Below are 18,568 nucleotides of genomic sequence, written 5' to 3' on the forward strand. Positions count from 1 at the left end.
ATTACTCCGGCCGATTCACCGACCCGACCTGAGTTGTCGGTGTCGAGGAGTCGGCCGGCGTCGGCGCATCCGTTGCTTTCGTCGCCCCCGACGCCGCCGGCGCCACCGCGATCGGCGCCTCAGCCACCGCACGCCGGGTCAGCACGCGCACCCGCTGTTGCGTCAGCAGGATCCCGAGCAGAACGACAACGGCGCCCACCGGCTCGTTCCAGCTGAGCGACTCCTGAAGCACCAGGATTCCCAGCGCGACACCCACGACCGGCGTCACGTACGTCACGCCAGAGGTCGCGGTCGGGCCCCACGCCCGCAGCACATTCATGTTCCAGATGTAGACGACCCCGGTGCCCAGCGCGCCCAGCGCGAGAAGACTCAGCAGCACCGGCCAGCTGAACGTGACCGGACCCCAGGCGACGAACGGCGTCAACGCCACCATGATCACCGCTGCCACACCGATGTTCATCACCGCCACCGTCGTCGCCGGCATATCGCGGTGGCTGATGAACCGCCGGATGTACCCGAAACTGAAGCCGTAACAGGTCACCGCACCAAGACACGCGAGCTGGCCCCACAGGCTGCCGGTGAGCGCCGCGATCTGCCACGGCCCGACGACGATGACCACTCCGACGATGCCCACGGCCACGCCGAGCGCCTGGTCGCGGTTCAACCGTTCGACCCGGAACGCGAGCGTTGCGAGGATCGCTGTCGTGATCGGCGTCACCGCGTTGTAGATGCTCGCGAGGCTCGACGACACGTACTGTTCCGCCCAGGCGAAGAGCAGGTACGGCACCACGCAGTAGGTGATCGCCACCACGAGGAAATGCAGCCAGACGATCGGCTCGCGTGGGAGGCGGCTCCGCGTCGCCACGGCGATGATCCCGAGCGTGATGGCACCGAACACCAGGCGCGCCCACACCACCTGCCCGAAACTCACACCCTCGAGCCCGACTTTCATGAACAGGAAGCTGGCGCCCCAGATGACACCCATTGCGATGAACTGGACGGCGACTTTCACGCTTCGACGTTACCGGTACCCGCCGACACGCGTCCGCGGAAATCGGACACGACATGAGACGAACGAGGCTGCCGGCACACCCGGCACTCCTCGACCCACCCCTCAGTCGACGACGGTGATCCTCACCGGGACGTTCCCACGCGTCGCGTTCGAGTACGGGCACACGTGGTGCGCCTTCTCGGCCAGCTCTTCCGCCGTCGCACGCGACACGTTCGGCACGTACACGTCCAGTTCAACCGTCAGCCCGTAACCGCCGTTCCCGTTGTCGCCGATGCCGACGCTCGCCGAAACCCCCGCATCCCGGGTGTCGGCCTTCTCGCGACGCCCCACGGCATGCAGCGCGCTCAGGAAGCAGGCTGCGAACCCCGCCGCGAACAACTGCTCCGGGTTGGTGCCGAGGCCGGAGCCTCCGAGCTCGCGGGGCGGCCGGGTGTCGAAGTCGAGGAGGTCGTCCTCGCTGCGAACGTGGCCGTCGCGGCCCCCACCCGATGCGTGCGCGATTGCTGTGTAAGCGATGTCCATGCACGTCAGCCCATACCCCCATCCTGAGCGAGCGCTGGAGGCCCGCGCCGACCGAGGGTGTATAGGGCGCCAGCCCCTCTAGCTCACGTCGAAGCGCATCCCGGTGAATTCTTCGAGCCGCGACCACAGCCGCGAACCGACCTGCGGATCACGGCTCGTCGAGGTCGGGCGCTGTCGCGTCGGTACCCCGCGCGTCAGGTAGCGGGGGCCCCAGTGGTCCCCGCCCTGCGCATCCGGATCGGTGACCGCACGGACTACCGGCCACGCGCCCCGATCCTTGCCCTGCGTTCCCAGCGCCTGCAGGTTGTCGACGAACCGGGTCATCCGCGTCGGCTCGTTGACGCCCTGGATGCGCGGCGTGCGCCCGCTGATCGAATAGCCCGGATGCGCCACCAGGCTGGTGACGCCGCTGCGCGCCAGGCGCAGCCGCCGATCGAGCTCGAATCCGAACACCTGCACCGCGATCTTGGATTGGGCATAAGCGCGCCATCCGGTGTAGCCGCGGACGAGTTGCAGGTCGTCGATACGGAACGTCGAGAGGCGGCTCGCCATGCTGCCGAGCACCACCACGCGCGACCCGGCGGTCGCCGCCAGCGTCGGATAGAGGAGCGCCGTAAGTGAGAAATGCCCGAGCACATTGGTCGAGAAGACGAGTTCGTTGCCCCGCGCATCCGTCTCCCGTTTCGCCGGCGGATGCACCATTCCGGCGTTCTCGACGAGCGCATCGAGTCGTCGGCGGGCGGCGAGCACGTCGGCGGCGGCCCGGATGGACTCGGGATCTGTGACGTCCAGGTCGAGGAGTTCCACACTGGCGCCCGCGACCCTCCCACGGATGGCGGAGAGCGCCGCCCGCCCGCGTTCGCGACTGCGGCAGGCGAGCACCACGTGCGCTCCTGCCGCGGCGAGTTGTTCGCTCGTGAAATAGCCGATCCCGCTGTTGGCACCGGTGACGACGACGACTTTTCCGGTCTGGCCGGGCAACTGGTCTGGAACCTCGTCGGGCAGCGGGCCGACCGGCCGGGTCACGATGCGCGTTCGTCGGCGGCGGACCCCGCGATGCGCTCGTGGTGGTGGATGACCTCGGCGACGATGAAGTTGAGGAACTTCTCTGCGAATGCGGGGTCGAGGTGGCTTTCTTCGGCGAGCGCCCGGAGTCGCTGGATCTGTTCGCGTTCGCGCTCCGGATCGGCGGGCGGCAGTCCGTGGGCCGCCTTCAGTTTGCCGACCTGCTGGGTGAACTTGAAGCGCTCGGCGAGCATGTGCACGACGGCGGCGTCGATGTTGTCGATGCTTTGGCGGATGCTGTGCAACTGTTCGTAGACGGCAGCGTCGGCGGACGTGTCCAGCTCGGCGGCGGGGGTGTCGTTCGGGGCCATAGACAGACCCTAACGCGTAGATATCGGGGGTTGCGCATCCTTTCATCTACGCGTAGATTATCTACGCATAGAGCAAATTACGAGAACCACCGACAGAAAGGCACCGATCATGTGGACCAACGAACACACCGCCGAGACGACACTCGATCGCGAGACCGTCTGGGCGGCCCTCAGGGACCTCCACACCGGCACCCTCACCTATGAGGGCGCCGACACCTTCGAACTCCAAGGACCATTCGCCGTCGGCACCGAGCTGATCGTCACCCCCGTCGGGCAGGATCCGTTCCCGTCGACCATCGTCGACCTCGTCGAGAACGAGACCTACGCCGACCGCACCGAGTTCGGCACGCTCGTGCTCACCTTCCGGCACACCCTCGTTCCGATCGACAACGGCACCAGGGTCACGCACCGCCTCGAGATCGACGGCGAAGGAGCGGACGAGGTCGGAGCCGAACTGGGCCCGCAGATCAGCGCGGACTTCCCGGAGTCGATGGAGGCACTGTTCGACGCTGCCCGACGTCGCGCATGACCCGGTTTCCCGAGGGTCCGGCCACCAGTCCGGGCTTTCTCCTCTGGCACACCACGCTGCGCTGGCAGCGGGTGATGGCGGCGGCCCTGGCACCGCTCGACCTCACCCACGTGCAGTTCGTGATCCTCGCATCCACCTGGTGGCTGAACGGCCAGGGCGAGCATCCGAAGCAGTCGCGTCTCTCCGATTACACGGGGTCGGATGCGCGGATGACCTCCGAGGTCGTCGGCCGGCTGATCGCCAAGGGCCTTCTTGAACGCACGCGAGACCCCGAGGACGCCCGGGCGAAGGTGCTCACCGTCACCTCCGACGGCGCCGCTGTTGCGGCACGGGCGATCGACGCGGTCGAAGCCGCAGACGAGGCCTTCTTCGCCCCGGCGCTGAAACGCCCCCTCGACCTGGTCACCCTGCTCCAGACCCTCGCCGCGCGCTGACCTGCCCGATACGGTGGAGTGGTGACCGAGACCTATCTGACCCAGCCCATCGACGACGAATCGGCTCGTGCAATCGCGGATGAGGGCCTTCGACTGTCGCTCGTCGACACGTCCGACCAGGCCGCGTTCGACCAGTGGCTCTTCGCCGACTTCCGCGGATTCCTCGGCGGACGCCTCTCTGAGGATGCGCTGGCCGAGGCGCGCGAATACCTGAGCGACAACCGCACGACGGCCGTCTACGACGATGCGATCCCCTCGGCCGCAGCTCCGGTCGGCACGGTCAGCTCGTGGGTGGCGCCGCTCACCGTCCCCGGCGGAGCCGCCGTCGACAGCTGGGCGATCAGCTCGGTCACCGTCGCCCCGACGCACCGGCGACGCGGCATCGCCCGCGCCCTCCTCGGTGCGGAGCTCCGAACCGCTCATGCGCTCGGCGTACCCCTCGCCGTCCTGACGGTCTCGGAATCGGTGATCTACGGCCGCTGGGGTTTCGGGCCGGCGACGTGGGCGACCGAGTGGCGGGTCGACACGAAGCGCGTGAACTGGGTCGGCCCCGCGACGACGGGACGGCTGTCGTTCACGGAGCCGGAGGAGTACCGGGAGATCGGCCGCGCCGTGATCGACAAGGTCGTGGCGGGCCGCGCCGGCGAGGTGGCCGCGGCCGGCGTGCTCGCAGACCGCCTGATCGGGCCACTGAAGGGCAACCCGGATGCGGCCAAGTATCGCCTCGTGCGCTACGACTCCCGCGCGGGCGAGCCGGAAGGGTTCGTGAACTACGTCGTGAAGGATTCCGACGATTTCACTCGCCATATCGTCGATGTCACCTATCTGGCGGCGACGACGGATGAGGCCCTCACCGCACTCTGGCGGTTCCTGCTCGAACTCGACCTCGTCGCCGAAGTCCACATCGACACACGCGGCGTCGACGAACCGCTGCCGTTCCTGGTCTCCGACATCCGTGGCGCCCGCCTGGTCAGCCAGCAGGAGCACCTGTGGGTGCGCATCCTCGACCTCCCGGCGGCGCTCGCCGCACGCCGCTACGAGCACGACGGCGAGCTCGTGCTCGATGTCGTGGACGACCTCGGCTTCGCCGGCGGACGGTACCGGATGCGCGTCAGTGGCGGAGAAGCCAGCGTCGAGACGACCGAGGCGCCTGCGGATGTGACGCTCTCGGTCAGCTCGCTCGGTGCCCTCTACCTCGGTCACGACACGGCGCGCCATCTCGCCCTGTCGGGCAGGATCGACGGCGACGCGGTCGCGCTCGACCGACTGTTCCGCACTTCCGTGCCGCCACGACTGAGCATGTGGTTCTAGGGACGTCTCGATGCTCGACGTGATCATCGTCGGCGGCGGGCCGACGGGGATGATGCTGGCCGCCGAACTGCGGTTACACGAGGTCGACGTGCTCGTACTGGAGAAGGATGCGGAGCCGAGCCGGCTGGTCCGCTCGCTCGGCCTGCATCCGCGCAGCATCGAGATCCTGGACCAGCGCGGGCTACTCGAGCGGTTCCTCACGCACGGGAAGCAGTATCCGGGCGGCGTCGGCCGTTTCGCCGGGATAGCCGGTCCAACGCCGCCGGACCTGGACACCGCACACGCCTACATCCTCGGCATCCCGCAGCCGGTCACCGACCGCCTGCTTGCCGAGCGTGCCGTCGAGCTCGGCGCGCGGGTCCGCCGCGGCAGCGAGGCGCTGAGTGTCGAGCAGGATGAGGACGGGGTGAGCGTCGAGCTCACCGACGGAACCCGGCTGCGCTCCCGCTGGCTGGTCGGCTGCGACGGCGGCCGAAGCCTCGTGCGCAGACTGCTCGGTGTGGGGTTCCCCGGCCAGGCCGCCACGACCGAGTGGCTCCTCGGCGAAGTCGAGGTGACGGCGCCGGCGGATGAGGTGGCCGCCATCTCGGAGGAGGTGCGCAGGACGCACCAGGGGTTCGGGATCGGACCGGCGGGCGACGGCTTGTACCGGGCCGTGGTTCCTGCGGCGCGCGTGGCAGAGGACCGGTCGGTTCCGCCGACCCTGGATGAGTTCCGGACGCAGTTGCGGGCGTACGCGGGCACCGACTTCGGCGTCCACTCACCAAGCTCCCTGACCCGTTTCACCGACGCCACCCGCCTGGCCGAACGCTATCGGGTGGGCCGGATGCTGCTCGCCGGCGATGCGGCGCACGTGCACCCGCCGCTCGGAGGGCAGGGCCTGAACCTCGGCATCCAGGACGCCTTCAACCTGGGTTGGAAACTCGCCGCCGCAGTCGACGGTTGGGCACCGGATGAACTGCTCGACAGCTATTTCGCCGAGCGTCACCCGGTCGCGGAGGATGTGCTGACCATCACCCGAGCCCAGAGCGAGTTGCTCTCCCCCGAGCCCGGGCCGCAGGCCGTGCGCAGACTGCTGACCGAGCTGATGGAGTTCGCGGATGTCGGCCGCTTCCTGGCCGAGAAGGTCACTTCGACCGGAATCCGCTACGACTTCGGAGAAGGCCCCGACCTGCTCGGCAGACGCATGCGTGACATCCCCCTGTCACCTGGTCGTCTCTACGAGCTCACGCGCGAAGGTCGTGGCCTTCTGCTGGACAGGACCGGCGAACTCTCCGTGGCCGGATGGACGGATCGGGTCGACCACGTCGTGGACGCCGGCGCGGAACTGGACGCTCCCGCGATCCTGCTCCGGCCGGACGGCCACGTCGCCTGGATCGGCGACGACCAGGAGGACCTGGTCCGCCACCTGCCGACCTGGTTCGGAGTCGCCTCCCTCTGATGCGCCCCTCGGGTCGTCATCGATCCGTTCTCCACAGATCTACCACAGACCGGGACCGCAACGTCGGACTGTGGCGAACCGATGCCCGAGCGGCGGGCCGCGGAGCAGGCACGGCCGCGGAGCAGGCTGGGCCGCGGAGCAGGCTGGGCCGCGGAGCAGGCAGGGGTGCGCGTCAGTCGACGAGGTCGTGGCGCACGACGATGGCGTCACGACCGGGGCCGACGCCGATCGCCGAGATGCGAGCGCCGCTCATCGCTTCGAGGGCGAGGACGTAGTCCTGCGCATTCTTCGGCAGATCGGCGAACTCCCGGACGCCCGAAATGTCTTCGGACCAGCCCGGGAACTCCTGGTAGATCGGCACTGCGTGGTGGAAGTCGCTCTGCGAGGCCGGGACCTCGTCGTGCCGCACACCGTCGACGTCGTAGGCGACAGCGACCGGGATGCGCTCGAGCCCCGTGAGCGTGTCCAGCTTGGTCAGCACGAAGTCGGTAACCCCGTTGATGCGGGCCGAGTATCGTGCGATGGGCGCGTCGTACCATCCGGTGCGGCGCGGGCGGCCGGTGGTCGTGCCGAACTCGAAGCCCCGCTCGCGCAGCCATTCCCCGGACTCGTCGAACAGCTCGGTCGGGAAGGGACCGGCGCCGACCCGTGTCGTGTACGCCTTGACGACCGCGATCACCCGGTCGATGCGGTTCGGCCCGATGCCGGAGCCGGTGGCGGCCCCGCCGGAGGTCGAGTTCGATGAGGTGACGAACGGATACGTGCCGTGGTCGACATCGAGCATGGTCGCCTGCCCGCCTTCGAACAGCACGTATTTGCCGGCGTCGAGCGCCTGGTGCAGCAGCAGGCCGGTGTCCGCGACCATCGGGCGCAGCCGCTCGGCGTAGCTCAGCAGGTCGGTGACGACCTCGTCGACCGTGATCGCGCGCCGGTTGTAGACCTTGACCAGCATGTGGTTCTTCTGATCGAGGGCGCCCTCGACCTTCTGACGCAGGATGTTCTCGTCGAACAGGTCCTGGACGCGGATGCCGACCCGGTTGATCTTGTCGGCGTACGTCGGGCCGATACCGCGACCGGTCGTGCCGATCTGGCGCTTGCCGAGGAAGCGCTCCGTCACCTTGTCGATGGTGCGGTGGTACTGGGTGATCACGTGGGCGTTCGAGCTGACGCGCAGGCGCGAGACGTCGACGCCGCGGGCGATGAGCGCATCCAGCTCTTCGAACAGCACCTCGATGTCGACGACGACACCGTTTGCGATCACCGGCGTGACGCCCTCGGTCAGGATGCCGGAGGGCAGCAGGTGGAGCGCGTACTTCTCGTCGCCGATCACGACCGTGTGGCCGGCGTTGTTGCCACCGTTGAACTTGACCACGTAGTCGATTCGGCTGCCGAGGAGGTCGGTCGCCTTGCCTTTGCCTTCGTCGCCCCACTGGGCACCGATGATCACGATCGCGGGCACTGTTCAGTCCTCTCGATGGCGGATGGATCGCGTGGAGGACTCACGGCCAGCCGCGCGCGCAACGCTGTCGGGCCGGTTCCCGTCACACTCGATCCTATCGTGGCGCTCGACACGGGTCGCCGAGCGTGACAGTTGCGGACGACCACGGCTGGCGCGGCGGGCGGTCTCGACCGAACCTGTCGCACTCGGGCTGCGTCAGGTTATCTTGCACATCTGTGTGCAAGATAGTACGATGGGTGCAATGAGCAGCCCACAGACCCGCGCACCCCGGCGCGACGCCGCCGAGAATCGCGAGACGATCATCCTCGCCGCCGCGGCCGCCCTCAACGACGACATCGACGCATCCCTCGAGACCATCGCCGCACGAGCCGGCCTCAGCCGCCGCGCGATCTACGGCCATTTCGCCACCCGCGACGACCTGCTGGTCGAGACGTTCACCCGCGGCGCGGCCCGCATCGGGTCGTCCCTGCTCACGCTGAGCCATCCGGATGCACGCGTCGAGATCGCCCTCTACGGCGCGACCCTCTGGGCCGAGGTCGAGCACGTGCGCGTCGCCGCGCAGCTCGCCGTTCGCGGTCCGCACCGGGCGCTCGTCGCCGAAGCGCTCGAACCGGCGCGGCAGAAACTCCTCGCGACGGTGGAACGTGGAATCTCCGACGGCTCACTCCGTGGCGACATCGAAGCCGGGACGCTCGCGCGTCTCATCGAGGCCGCCGCCGTCGCGGTGCTCGACGAGGCCACGCGTACCGGGATGTCCGATGACGAAGGGCGCCGCCTGGTCATGCTGAACGGCCTGGGTGCCGCGGGCATCGGCTGGCGCGAGGCCGAAGAACTTATACGGACGACCCCCGATCTTCGCGCAGAGGACCTCGCGTGAAGATCGTGCTCGACGGCGTCGCGAAAGGCGCCAGGAACGCCGCACTGCCCACCACATCCGTCACCTTCCGCACCGGCGAAGTGACGCTCGCGCGAGCTGAGACGGAGCAGCGTCCCACGGTGCTCGGGCTGATCGCCTCAGGGCGGATGCGTCCGGATGCGGGAACCGTCACCATCGACGGCGCCACCGACTATTCGGAGATGCGCAAGCGCATCGCGCTCATCGACGCCCCGTCGGTCTGCGAACCGGCAGCCGACGTCACCGTCGCCGGCATCGTCGCAGAAGAGCTGATGTTCGCGGGCCGTCCGTCCAACCCGATCGCGGTCAACCGGACCCTCGAGGAACTCCACGCGAAGGAGTGGGCGCGGTCGGCGATCGGAAACGTGCCGCCCACCGTGCGGATCGGCCTGCTCACCGAACTCGCGATCAGGCGAGAAGGCGTGATGGGGCTCGTGATCACATCGCCCGACCGACACGGCGGCGACCCGAAGGAATGGTGGGCGCTAGCGCAGGGGCTCGCGGCGCGCGATCTGGCTGTGCTCGTGGTAGCCGGCGACGCATCCGTTGCCCTGCTTGCCGGCGGCGCCGGCGAACCCCAGGAGCAGACGCCCGACGACGACCACGCGAACGTGAAGAACGCAGAGAAGACAGAATGAAGATCCTCCCCATGATCGCGGCGGAGTTCCGTCGTCTCAACGCGAACCCGATGTCCATCGTCGCGCTCATCGCGCTGGTGGCCGTGCCGATCCTCTACGGCGGCCTCTACCTCTGGGCGAACCAGGACCCGTACGCGCGCCTGAACCAGATCCCGGCGGCGATCGTCGTCGACGACACTGGTGCCACCGTCGACGGCAAGACCGTCGAATACGGCACGGAGATCGCGGACGAACTCGTCAAAGATGGCACGTTCGACTGGCAGGTCGTGACCCCGGGATCGGCGGCCTCCGGCGTCGACAGCTCGAAGTTCGATTTCAGCGTCACGTTCCCGAGCGACTTCTCGGAGGCGCTGGCTTCAGCATCCGGAAGCACGCCGCGCCAGGCGACGGTGACGCTGACGACGAACGATACAAACAGCTACCTGGCGTCGACGATCGGCCGGCAGGCGGCGGAGAGCATCCGCGTCTCCATCGTGAAAAAGGTCAACGAGCAGGCGGCGCAGCAGTTCCTGATGGGTCTCGCGACCATTCGCTCGAACCTCGTCACGGCGGCGGATGGTGCGAGCCGGCTCGTCGACGGAACCGCGACCGCGCAGGCGGGCGCCTCGTCGCTCGCTGCCGGGACCGCGAAAGTGTCGACCGGCGCGAACCAGCTGGCGGGCGGAACCTCGCAGGTCGCCGCGGGCGCGAACCAGGTCGCGGACGGCGCGAAGAAGGTGGCGGCCGGCAACGCCGAACTCGCAGCGAAGGCGGACCAGGCGGGAGCGCTGGCCGACCAGGTGGCGGGAGCCGTCCCGCAGGCCCGCCAGGGGGTCATCGACCGGCTGACCGCGGCCGGGGCCACCCAGGCCCAGATCGACGCCGCCCTCGCGGCACTCGACCCGCTGGGCGCGAAGGTCGCGTCGGGAAACGAGCAGGTGCAGGCTCTCGTCGGGCAGGTCGACCAGCTCTCCGCCGGGGCGAACCAGGTCGCGGCCGGCAGCGCGCAGGTGGCGTCAGGGGCGCACCAGACCGCAACGGGTGCATCGCAACTGGCGTCCGGAGCGCAGCAGACCGCATCCGGTGCCTCGGCACTCAGCGACGGACTCGGCACGCTGCACGCGGGAACGGTGAAGCTCCACGACGGGCTCACCGACGGTGTGGCGCAGATTCCGGACGACTCCCCCGAGCTGCAGAAGAAGCAGGCGTCGACGATCGCCGATCCGGTTCAGCTCACGAACACGTCGATCACCTCGGCCGGCACCTACGGCGCCGGACTCGCGCCGTTCTTCATCGCTCTGGCCGCCTGGATCGGCATCTACGCGTTGTTCCTCATCGTCAAGCCGGTATCCCGTCGGGCCATCACCGCTCTGCACTCGCCGATCAAGGTGACGCTCGCGGGCTGGCTGACGCCCGGGCTGCTCGGGGCGATCGGGATGGTGGGGCTGTTCGGGGTCGTCGCGGCCGCCCTCCAGTTCCCGATCTCGAACCCGTTGGGGATGTTCGCGATGATGGCGACCGCGTCACTCACCTTCGCCGCGATCATCCTCGCGCTCAACGTCTGGCTCGGCAGCGTCGGACAGTTCCTCGGCCTCGTGCTGATGGTGCTGCAGCTCGTCACGGCAGGCGGAACGTTCCCGTGGCAGACACTGCCCGGTCCGCTCGCGGCGCTGCATCATGTGCTTCCGATGTCGTATGCGGTGGACGGAATCCGACAGCTCATGTACGGAGGCAACCCGGCGACAGCCTGGGCCGACGCCGGAGTGCTCGGGCTGTGTGCGCTGATCGCACTGATCGTCGCGGCGATCGGAGTGACGCGGATGACCCACTTCCGCACCCTGCGCGACCTGCGACCCAGCCTGATCGGGTGACGCATGGCGGCGATCGTCGGCGGCGCGACTTAGGGTGGCAAGGTGAGATCGCCGACTGAACGCACCCTGAGCATCCTCCATCTCTCCGACACGCACCTGTACGGCGACGGGCAGCTGCACTACGGCATCGTCGACACCACGGCGGCGCTCGTACGCACGCTCGACCGCGCGAGCGAGCTCGACTCTGTCGACGTGGTCGTCGTATCCGGTGACCTGTCCGACGACGGCTCGCCCGAGTCGTACCGCATCCTGGCCGGGATGATCGAACCGTGGGCCGCCGAGCGCCGAGCGGCCGTCGTCTACGCGATGGGCAACCACGACCTGCGCGAAGGCTTCGAAGAGGTGCTCGGCGAGCGGACACACGCACAGGACGTCAAAGGCTTCCGGATCGCGACCATCGACAGCACCGTGGCCGGCGCCGGCTACGGGAACCTCGACGAATCCCAGCTGGACGCGCTTCGGGTTGCGCTCGAGACGCCGTCGGAGCGGGGCGCGATCGTCGTGCTGCACCATCCGCCGGTGCGCGCGCAGACGACTCTGCTCGGCGCGCTCGAGCTGCAGAACCCGGCCGACCTCCTCGACGTGTGCGCGACAGGGGATGTGCGGCTCATCCTCGCGGGGCACTACCACCACTCGCTGGTCGGCTCGGCCGAAGGGATCCCCGTCATCGTCGCTCCGGCTGTCGCGAACACCGCCGACCCGCTGGCTGCGCCGGGCACCGAGCGCGCCTCCGTCGGCGCCGGGTTCGCGTACATCGAGCTGGTCGGCGACGCCGAGCCGCGGGTCATGTTCGTGGCCGCGACGAGCCCCGACGACGGAGCCGTCATCTACGACCTCGATGCGGCCGCCGTCGCACGCATCGCCGACGCCGCCGGTCCCCAGCGCTGACGCGCGCATCCCGCGCCCTCGCGCCCTCGCCCATCCAAACCGGCGAGCGCAGGAAAAGGCGGCTTCAGGCGGTCATTTAGGCTGCCTTTTCCTGTGCTCGCGACCACGGTCGGGGACGGCTCGGCTAGCGTTGCGGCATGGCTGGATACTCCGGAACTCCGCTGTGGAAGAAGCTGGGCGTGAAGCCCGGGATGCGGGTGCTGGTGACGCACGCGGATGCCGGATGGAGCATCCCGGATGCGCCCGACGGCGTGGAATGGATGCCCGACGACCCGACGGACGACGGGCCGCTCGACCTGGTGCTCGCCTTCTACCGCACGGCCGCCGACTATGTCGCCGAGCTCGACGACCTCGCCGAGCGCGTGTTCCCTGCCGGCTCCCTGTGGATCGCGTGGCCCCGCAAAGCCGCGGGCCATGTGAGCGACCTCGGCGACAACGTCATCCGGAACACGGCCCTCGAACGCGCCGGCCTCGTCGACGTCAAAGTGGCTGCGGTCGACGTGGACTGGTCGGGGCTGAAACTGGTGTGGCGCGTCGACTTCCGATCGCGCTGACGCGCCGACTGCGTCTCGCCTCAGCTGAAATCGACGTGTTGCGTCACCCAGCTGTGCATTGCGACCGCGGCCGCAGCCGACGCATTGATCGAGCGCGTGGAGCCGAACTGGCTGATCTCGACCACCGAATCGGATGCGGCGAGTGCAGCATCCGACAGCCCCGGGCCTTCCTGCCCGAACAGGAGCACGCACTCGCGCGGAAACGCGAACGTCTCGATGATCACCGAACCGGGAACATTGTCGATCGCGACGATCGGGAGGGCGGATGCGCGCGCCCAGGCCACGAAATCGGCCACGTCGTCGTGGTGGACGACATGCTGGTAGCGGTCGGTGACCATGGCGCCGCGCTTGTTCCAGCGGCGACGGCCGATGATGTGGACGGTGTCCGCGCCGAACGCATTCGCGCTGCGCACGATCGAGCCGATGTTCATGTCGTGCTGCCAGTTCTCGATCGCGACATGGAACGGATGCCGGTGCTCGTCGAGGTCGGCGACGATCGCCTCCATGCGCCAGTACCGGTAGCGGTCGATGACGTTGCGGGTGTCGCCGTGGGCCAGGAGATCCGGGTCGTAGAACGGCTCGTCCGGCAGGTCGCCCTGCCAGGGACCGACGCCGTGCGTGGTGAGCTCCGCGGTCGGATTGGCTGCGTACTCGGGTTCCACTCGTTCAGGTTACTGGTACCGCATTGGAACCTCCCCGAAACGAAGTGGCATCGTTGTGCACAATAGGCTTGGACCGTCGAAAGGGGTGTGCGTGTCGCGACGCAACGAGATCGAATGCTGGCTGACCGACATGGACGGCGTGCTCGTCCATGAGAACAGCGCGCTGCCCGGCGCCCAGGAACTGATCCAGCAGTGGCGGGACCAGGGCACCCCCTTCCTCGTGCTCACCAACAACTCGATCTTCACGCCGCGCGACCTCGCAGCGCGGCTCCGTGCATCCGGTCTCGACGTGCCGGAGGAGGCGATCTGGACCTCCGCGCTCGCCACGGCCGACTTCCTCAAGTCGCAGATGCCGGGCGGCAGCGCGTTCGTGATCGGCGAAGCGGGCATCACGACGGCCCTGCACGAGGCCGGCTTCATCATGACCGACGTCGACCCCGACTATGTCGTCGTCGGCGAGACCCGCAACTACTCGTTCGAAGCGATCACCAAGGCGATCCGGCTGATCGGCAGCGGTGCACGGTTCATCTCGACGAACCCGGACGCCACCGGGCCGAGTGCGGAAGGTCCGCTTCCGGCGACCGGTGCGGTCTCCGCGCTGATCTCCAAGGCGACGGGGCGCGAACCGTATGTGGTCGGCAAGCCGAACCCGATGATGTTCCGGTCGGCGATGAACCGCATCGGTGCCCACTCGGAGAACACGGCGATGGTCGGCGACAGGATGGACACCGACATCGTCGCCGGTATCGAAGCGGGGCTGCACACGATCCTGGTGCTGACCGGGATCTCCGACCAGGCCGAGGTCGACCGCTACCCGTTCCGGCCCGACGAGATCGTCTCGGGCGTCGCCGAGCTCGTCGCGCCCGCCCCCGTCGAGACCGACCTCTAGCGCGAGCGCGGGGCGCTGGACGCCGAGCACAGGGTTATTCCCGTTATGCAACGCGAATAACAGGAACAACCCTGTTCTCGACGAGTGTCAGTGCGTGGGGGCGAGCGCGAGGCGCGCGGATCAGCCCTGGGGGCCGGGGCCGGCGACCGAGCCGGTGATGGGACCGCCGCCCGAACGGCTCGCGAAGCAGTAGTACGACCGCAGGCCCTGCTGCCACTGCTGTGCGGTGACCGGGTAGGTGCCCTGGAGCTGAAGATCCGGGTACGCACTCGCGGCCTGCAGGTTGACCACGCCCGGCTTCGTGCAGAGCACGTTGATCTGGTTCGCGAGGACGGTGGCGCCCGGGTACGGGGCCGCCGGATCGGCGGAGAACAGGTTCGTGTAGACCATCTGGCCGGTGTGCGCAGTGCCGCAGTCGACGACGACGAACGTCTCCGCCCACGGCGTCGTGAACGGCTGGATGCACTCCCCGCCGCCGAGAGTCGACCACGCGTGCTCGCCGGCGGGCTGGGCTGCTGCCGGCTTCGGAATGACGGTGGGCTTCGCGCTCGGCTTCGGAGTGGCCTTCGCCGTGGTCGACGCGCTCGGCGTCGGCGACGGTGTCGTGGCCGCGAACATGCTCGGCAGTCGCGTCCCGAACACGAACAGCACGATCAGGATGAGCAGGGCCAGCAGGCCGCCGGCCACCCAGAACAGGATGCGGTTGGTGCGATGCGGAGTCCCCGGTCCAGTGCCGTCGCCGGACGCTTCGCCGCGTGAACGGCGTGACGTCGGAAGGACCTCGTCGGGACCGGCGGCTGCGGCAGCTGCCGCGGCGGATGCGGGCGCCATCGCTGCCGTCGGTTCGGATGCCTCGGCCAGGCTCTCGGCGTCGAGCGCCTGGGTAGCGGGCGACGGGACGCCACCCATGAGGATGGTGGCCTGCTCGACAGCCGGCTCCTCCTCATCGGAGAGCGCTGCCTCGAGTGCCGCAGCGTCCATGAGAACAGTGGAGGTGTCGGCCGCGGCAGCTCGCGCCTCCGCCTCGTCATACGGGGCGGCGGCGAGGTCGTCGATCCCTTCGTCGTCGTCGTCCTCACGCGAGGCGCCGGCGGCTGCAGCGGCCGCGCCGGCTGCGGCGCCAGCCGCAGCGAGCGGCGGGAGGGCGTCGGATGCGCGGGCGGGCGGGATGGCGCCCGTTGCACCGACCGGCGGGGGCGGAACCACGCCCGGGACAGTGGGGAAGCGGGGCCCCTCGACGGGCGGCGCTGCCGGGGACGCGACGGGAGGACCGACCGGAGGCACGACGGGCGGGGCAGCTGGCGCGTCCGGCTCCGAGAACACCGGCGGGACGAGCGGGGCTACCGGCGCATCCGGTTCCGAGAACGCCGGCGGGACGAGCGGCGCCGGCTCGAAGAACCCCGGGGCGACGGGTGGCTCAGCGGCGGACTCCGAAGCAGACCCGGACTCCGAGGGAGGCCCGGGCTCGGGCTCTCCCTCGTCGAACATGCCGAGGAGTGCGGCGAGACCGAGGCCGTCGTCCGTGCCCCCGTCGCCTTCGTCGGACGCGGACGCCGTCTCCTCGGCGGGAGCACCGGTCTGCGCGTCTGGCATCGGGGTGGTGCCCGCGGGCGGTTCGGGCAGGACGACCGGAGCACCGAAAGCAGGCGGCACAAGCGGTGCAGGCGACCACGGTTCCGGAGCCGCGGGCTCGGCGGCTTCTTGCGCAGGCTCGTTCGCCTCAGGCACGGCAGGCTGCACGGTGGGCGGCACGAGGGGAGCGGGCGTCCACGGAAGGGCCGTATCCGGGGCGACCGATCGCGGCACCGCGGGCTCCTCAGCGGGCGGTTGCGACGCGTCTGGTTCGGGCTCCGGTGCTGCTGCAAGCGGCACTTCGAACACGGGCGGCTGGAACGCCACGGTCGGCGGCGTCACCTCATCGGATTCAGGTTCCGCACCCGGAACGAACGGCGCAGGAGTGATCGGCGCAGGAGTGATCGGCGCTGTCGGGCCAGAAGCCTCCAGCGCATCGGACTCGGAAGATCCGGCAACGTCGTCCGCCGACCCGGCGGGCGAGGAGGGCTGCTCCGACCCGGCAGCCGACTCCACGAGCGGGTCGCCTCCGACTCCGGGCTTCAGTCCCCAGACGAACGGCGCGCCAGGCTCGAAGATCGGGCCGGTCTGCAGCTTCGGCTCGCCCGGGGCGACAGGCTCCGGAGGCTCAGCAGCGGTGACAGGGACGTCGAGGATGCTCCAGGGGCCGGTCGTCTCATCGGCGGCGGGCTCCGGGGCGGGCGGCACCAACGGGGCGGTCACGTCGGGGAACTGCGGGTCGAACGACGGAATCGCCGGCTCGACGATCGGAGGCTGCGCGATCGGAGGCACGGGTGGCGGGGATGCGGGGCCGGGAGGCACGACCGGCTCGGTCGGGCTCGCACCGGTATCGGCGGCCTCGGGTTCTCGAGCCCGGCGCCGGCCCCCGCTCAGTTGGTGGTAGAACCAATCGGAGCTCCCGAACTCGGGTTCGCCTGCTTCAGGAGCATCCGCTGCAGGCGCATCCGCTTCCGGCCCATCCGACCCAGACGCATCCGACCCGGGCGCATCCGACCCGCCATGGCCAGCGGTGCCGCCGGCGTCTGGATCGTCGGCGCCGTCCCGGTCGCGCGGGTCGACCACTATTCGAGCCCCAGGTCGGCGAGGCCGATGGCCGCGAAGTAGGGGTAGCCGGCCGACTCGATGACCTCGCGTGCGCCCGTGTTGCGGTCGACGACGACGGCCACACCGGCGATGACCGCGCCGACCTTCTCGAGCGCTTCGATCGCTTTGAGGGGCGACCCGCCGGTGGTCGACGTGTCCTCGAGGACGACCACGCGCTTGCCCGCGAGGTCGGGCCCCTCGACCTGCTTGCCGCGGCCGTGGTCCTTCGGCTCCTTGCGAACGACGAAGGCGTCATAGGCCAGTCCGCGCGCTGCTCCCTGGTGCAGGATCGCCGCGGCGACCGGGTCAGCGCCCATCGTCATCCCTCCGACGGCGGAGACATCGGGGATCTCTGCGATCAGGTCGATCATCACCTGTCCGATGAGAGGCGCCACGCGGTGGTCAAGGCTCACCTTGCGCAGGTCGACGTAATAGGTCGCCTTCTTGCCGCTGGTGAGCGTGAAGTCGCCATGGAACACGGCGTCGGCCGAGATGTAGTCGATGAGCTGCTGTCGTGGGTCGGTCACGTCCCGATTCTAGAGGTCGGGGGTAATCGATAGCATCGGGTCATGCGCGTCGCTACCTGGAATGTGAACTCGATCCGTGCACGTTTTGTGCGCACCGTTGACTGGCTGGTGCGGGAGGACATCGATGTCCTCGCCCTGCAGGAGATCAAATGCAAGCCCGAGCAGTTCCCCGTCGAGGCCTTCGAAGACGCCGGGTACGAGCTCGTGATCGAGGGCCACAACCAGTGGAACGGTGTCGCTTTCGCCAGTCGCCTGCCGATGGAAGACGTCGAGGTCGGCTTCCCCGACATGCCCGGTTTCTCCAAAGGCGAGGAGGGTCCTGACCTCCCCCGCGAAGCCCGTGCGCTCGGCGTGACCGTGGAGGGCATCCGCCTGTGGAGTCTGTACGTGCCGAACGGCCGCGCACTCGACGACCCGCACTACGAATACAAGCTGGACTGGCTCGCGACCCTTGCCGCCGACACCCAGCGCTGGCTGGCCGAGAAGCCCGACCAGCCGCTGGCGCTGATGGGCGACTGGAACATCGCTCCGTTTGATTCCGACAACGGCGACCCGAGCGTCATCCCGGGCGTCTCCACCCATGTCTCCCCACCCGAACGCAGCGCGTTCAACACGTTCGAGACGATCGGGCTGACGGATGTGGTCCGCCCCCTCGTCCCCGAGGGATTCACCTACTGGGACTACAAGCAGCTCCGCTTCCCCCGCAATGAGGGACTCCGCATCGACTTCATCATGGGCTCGAAGCCGTTCGCCGACCTCGTGAGCGGGGCGAGCATCCACCGCAACGAACGCAAGGGGCAGGCGCCGAGCGACCACGTTCCGGTCGTCGTCGACCTCGACCTCGCGCCGCAGGAAGACGACGACGACCGTCCCATGATCTTCGGCTGACATCGGATGCGCCGCTC

At 69.0% G+C, this 18,568-nt stretch carries 19 protein-coding genes; 11 read left to right on the top strand and 8 right to left on the bottom strand.

Annotated features, from left to right (window positions below; translation table 11 throughout):
* Position 1: 1 nt before the first annotated feature.
* From AAYO93_RS16670 to AAYO93_RS16685, 4 genes are all read right to left on the bottom strand, one after another.
* Positions 2–1,012, bottom strand: coding sequence for a DMT family transporter (locus tag AAYO93_RS16670; RefSeq protein ID WP_345762291.1), 1,011 nt, complete (start codon positions 1,010–1,012; stop codon positions 2–4).
* Between the two features lie 102 nt (positions 1,013–1,114).
* Positions 1,115–1,534, bottom strand: coding sequence for an organic hydroperoxide resistance protein (locus tag AAYO93_RS16675; RefSeq protein ID WP_345762292.1), 420 nt, complete (start codon positions 1,532–1,534; stop codon positions 1,115–1,117).
* A gap of 78 nt (positions 1,535–1,612) precedes the next feature.
* Complete coding sequence (locus AAYO93_RS16680) at positions 1,613–2,560, bottom strand: SDR family NAD(P)-dependent oxidoreductase (protein ID WP_345762293.1); 948 nt, start codon at positions 2,558–2,560, stop codon at positions 1,613–1,615.
* Positions 2,557–2,910, bottom strand: a complete 354-nt coding sequence (locus AAYO93_RS16685; RefSeq protein WP_345762294.1) for a chorismate mutase — start codon at positions 2,908–2,910, stop codon at positions 2,557–2,559. The genes AAYO93_RS16680 and AAYO93_RS16685 overlap by 4 nt, the downstream gene beginning before the upstream one ends.
* 109 nt (positions 2,911–3,019) lie before the next feature.
* Here AAYO93_RS16685 and AAYO93_RS16690 point away from each other — a divergent pair, with 109 nt between their 5' ends.
* Genes AAYO93_RS16690 through rox form a run of 4 tightly spaced genes read left to right on the top strand, consistent with a single transcriptional unit; the run spans position 3,020 to position 6,625 of the window.
* A complete protein-coding gene (locus AAYO93_RS16690; protein WP_345762296.1) occupies positions 3,020–3,439 on the top strand; it encodes a polyketide cyclase in 420 nt (139 codons plus the stop codon).
* Positions 3,436–3,873: a MarR family winged helix-turn-helix transcriptional regulator gene (locus AAYO93_RS16695; protein ID WP_345762297.1), complete on the top strand. Its 438-nt coding sequence runs from the start codon at positions 3,436–3,438 to the stop codon at positions 3,871–3,873. Before AAYO93_RS16690 ends, AAYO93_RS16695 begins: the two co-directional genes overlap by 4 nt.
* 21 nt (positions 3,874–3,894) lie before the next feature.
* Positions 3,895–5,184 (top strand): GNAT family N-acetyltransferase, encoded by a 1,290-nt coding sequence (locus AAYO93_RS16700; RefSeq protein ID WP_345762298.1) that lies wholly within the window; start codon positions 3,895–3,897, stop codon positions 5,182–5,184.
* Positions 5,185–5,194: 10 nt separating this feature from the next.
* Positions 5,195–6,625, top strand: a complete 1,431-nt coding sequence (gene rox / locus AAYO93_RS16705; RefSeq protein ID WP_345762299.1) for a rifampin monooxygenase — start codon at positions 5,195–5,197, stop codon at positions 6,623–6,625.
* Between the two features lie 172 nt (positions 6,626–6,797).
* On the opposite strand, the gene AAYO93_RS16710 is transcribed toward rox, so the two are convergent.
* Positions 6,798–8,084 carry an adenylosuccinate synthase gene (locus tag AAYO93_RS16710; protein WP_345762300.1) on the bottom strand — a complete coding sequence of 429 codons (1,287 nt, stop codon included), beginning with the start codon at positions 8,082–8,084 and terminating at the stop codon, positions 6,798–6,800.
* 241 nt (positions 8,085–8,325) lie between these two features.
* Between AAYO93_RS16710 and AAYO93_RS16715 the strand changes: the two genes are divergently transcribed.
* The 5 genes from AAYO93_RS16715 (at position 8,326) to AAYO93_RS16735 (ending at position 12,909) form a co-directional block, all read left to right on the top strand.
* Positions 8,326–8,961: a TetR/AcrR family transcriptional regulator gene (locus tag AAYO93_RS16715; RefSeq protein WP_345762301.1), complete on the top strand. Its 636-nt coding sequence runs from the start codon at positions 8,326–8,328 to the stop codon at positions 8,959–8,961.
* The gene (locus tag AAYO93_RS16720; protein WP_345762302.1) at positions 8,958–9,617 is read left to right on the top strand and encodes a hypothetical protein; all 660 of its coding nucleotides are present in this window, start codon (positions 8,958–8,960) and stop codon (positions 9,615–9,617) included. Before AAYO93_RS16715 ends, AAYO93_RS16720 begins: the two co-directional genes overlap by 4 nt.
* The gene (locus AAYO93_RS16725) at positions 9,614–11,467 is read left to right on the top strand and encodes a YhgE/Pip domain-containing protein (protein WP_345762303.1); all 1,854 of its coding nucleotides are present in this window, start codon (positions 9,614–9,616) and stop codon (positions 11,465–11,467) included. The genes AAYO93_RS16720 and AAYO93_RS16725 overlap by 4 nt, the downstream gene beginning before the upstream one ends.
* Before the next feature lie 42 nt (positions 11,468–11,509).
* On the top strand, positions 11,510–12,355 hold the full coding sequence (locus AAYO93_RS16730; protein ID WP_345762304.1) for a metallophosphoesterase: 846 nt from the start codon (positions 11,510–11,512) through the stop codon (positions 12,353–12,355).
* 137 nt (positions 12,356–12,492) lie between these two features.
* Positions 12,493–12,909 carry a DUF3052 domain-containing protein gene (locus AAYO93_RS16735; protein ID WP_345762305.1) on the top strand — a complete coding sequence of 139 codons (417 nt, stop codon included), beginning with the start codon at positions 12,493–12,495 and terminating at the stop codon, positions 12,907–12,909.
* Positions 12,910–12,929: 20 nt separating this feature from the next.
* Here the strand turns inward: AAYO93_RS16735 and AAYO93_RS16740 are convergent, their stop codons facing one another.
* On the bottom strand, positions 12,930–13,571 hold the full coding sequence (locus AAYO93_RS16740) for a TrmH family RNA methyltransferase (RefSeq protein ID WP_345762306.1): 642 nt from the start codon (positions 13,569–13,571) through the stop codon (positions 12,930–12,932).
* A 130-nt stretch (positions 13,572–13,701) separates the two neighbouring features.
* On the opposite strand from AAYO93_RS16740, the gene AAYO93_RS16745 reads away from it, so the two are divergent.
* Positions 13,702–14,460, top strand: coding sequence for an HAD-IIA family hydrolase (locus AAYO93_RS16745; protein WP_434056691.1), 759 nt, complete (start codon positions 13,702–13,704; stop codon positions 14,458–14,460).
* 120 nt (positions 14,461–14,580) lie between these two features.
* On the opposite strand, the gene AAYO93_RS16750 is transcribed toward AAYO93_RS16745, so the two are convergent.
* Positions 14,581–17,115, bottom strand: coding sequence for a hypothetical protein (locus AAYO93_RS16750; protein ID WP_345762308.1), 2,535 nt, complete (start codon positions 17,113–17,115; stop codon positions 14,581–14,583).
* On the bottom strand, positions 17,115–17,663 hold the full coding sequence (gene pyrE, locus AAYO93_RS16755) for an orotate phosphoribosyltransferase (protein WP_345762309.1): 549 nt from the start codon (positions 17,661–17,663) through the stop codon (positions 17,115–17,117). Before pyrE ends, AAYO93_RS16750 begins: the two co-directional genes overlap by 1 nt.
* Before the next feature lie 42 nt (positions 17,664–17,705).
* Here pyrE and AAYO93_RS16760 point away from each other — a divergent pair, with 42 nt between their 5' ends.
* Complete coding sequence (locus AAYO93_RS16760; protein WP_345762310.1) at positions 17,706–18,551, top strand: exodeoxyribonuclease III; 846 nt, start codon at positions 17,706–17,708, stop codon at positions 18,549–18,551.
* The last annotated feature ends 17 nt before the right edge of the window (positions 18,552–18,568 follow it).

Origin of the sequence: Diaminobutyricibacter sp. McL0608, assembly GCF_039613825.1 — a bacterium.
Lineage (GTDB): Bacteria > Actinomycetota > Actinomycetes > Actinomycetales > Microbacteriaceae > Diaminobutyricibacter.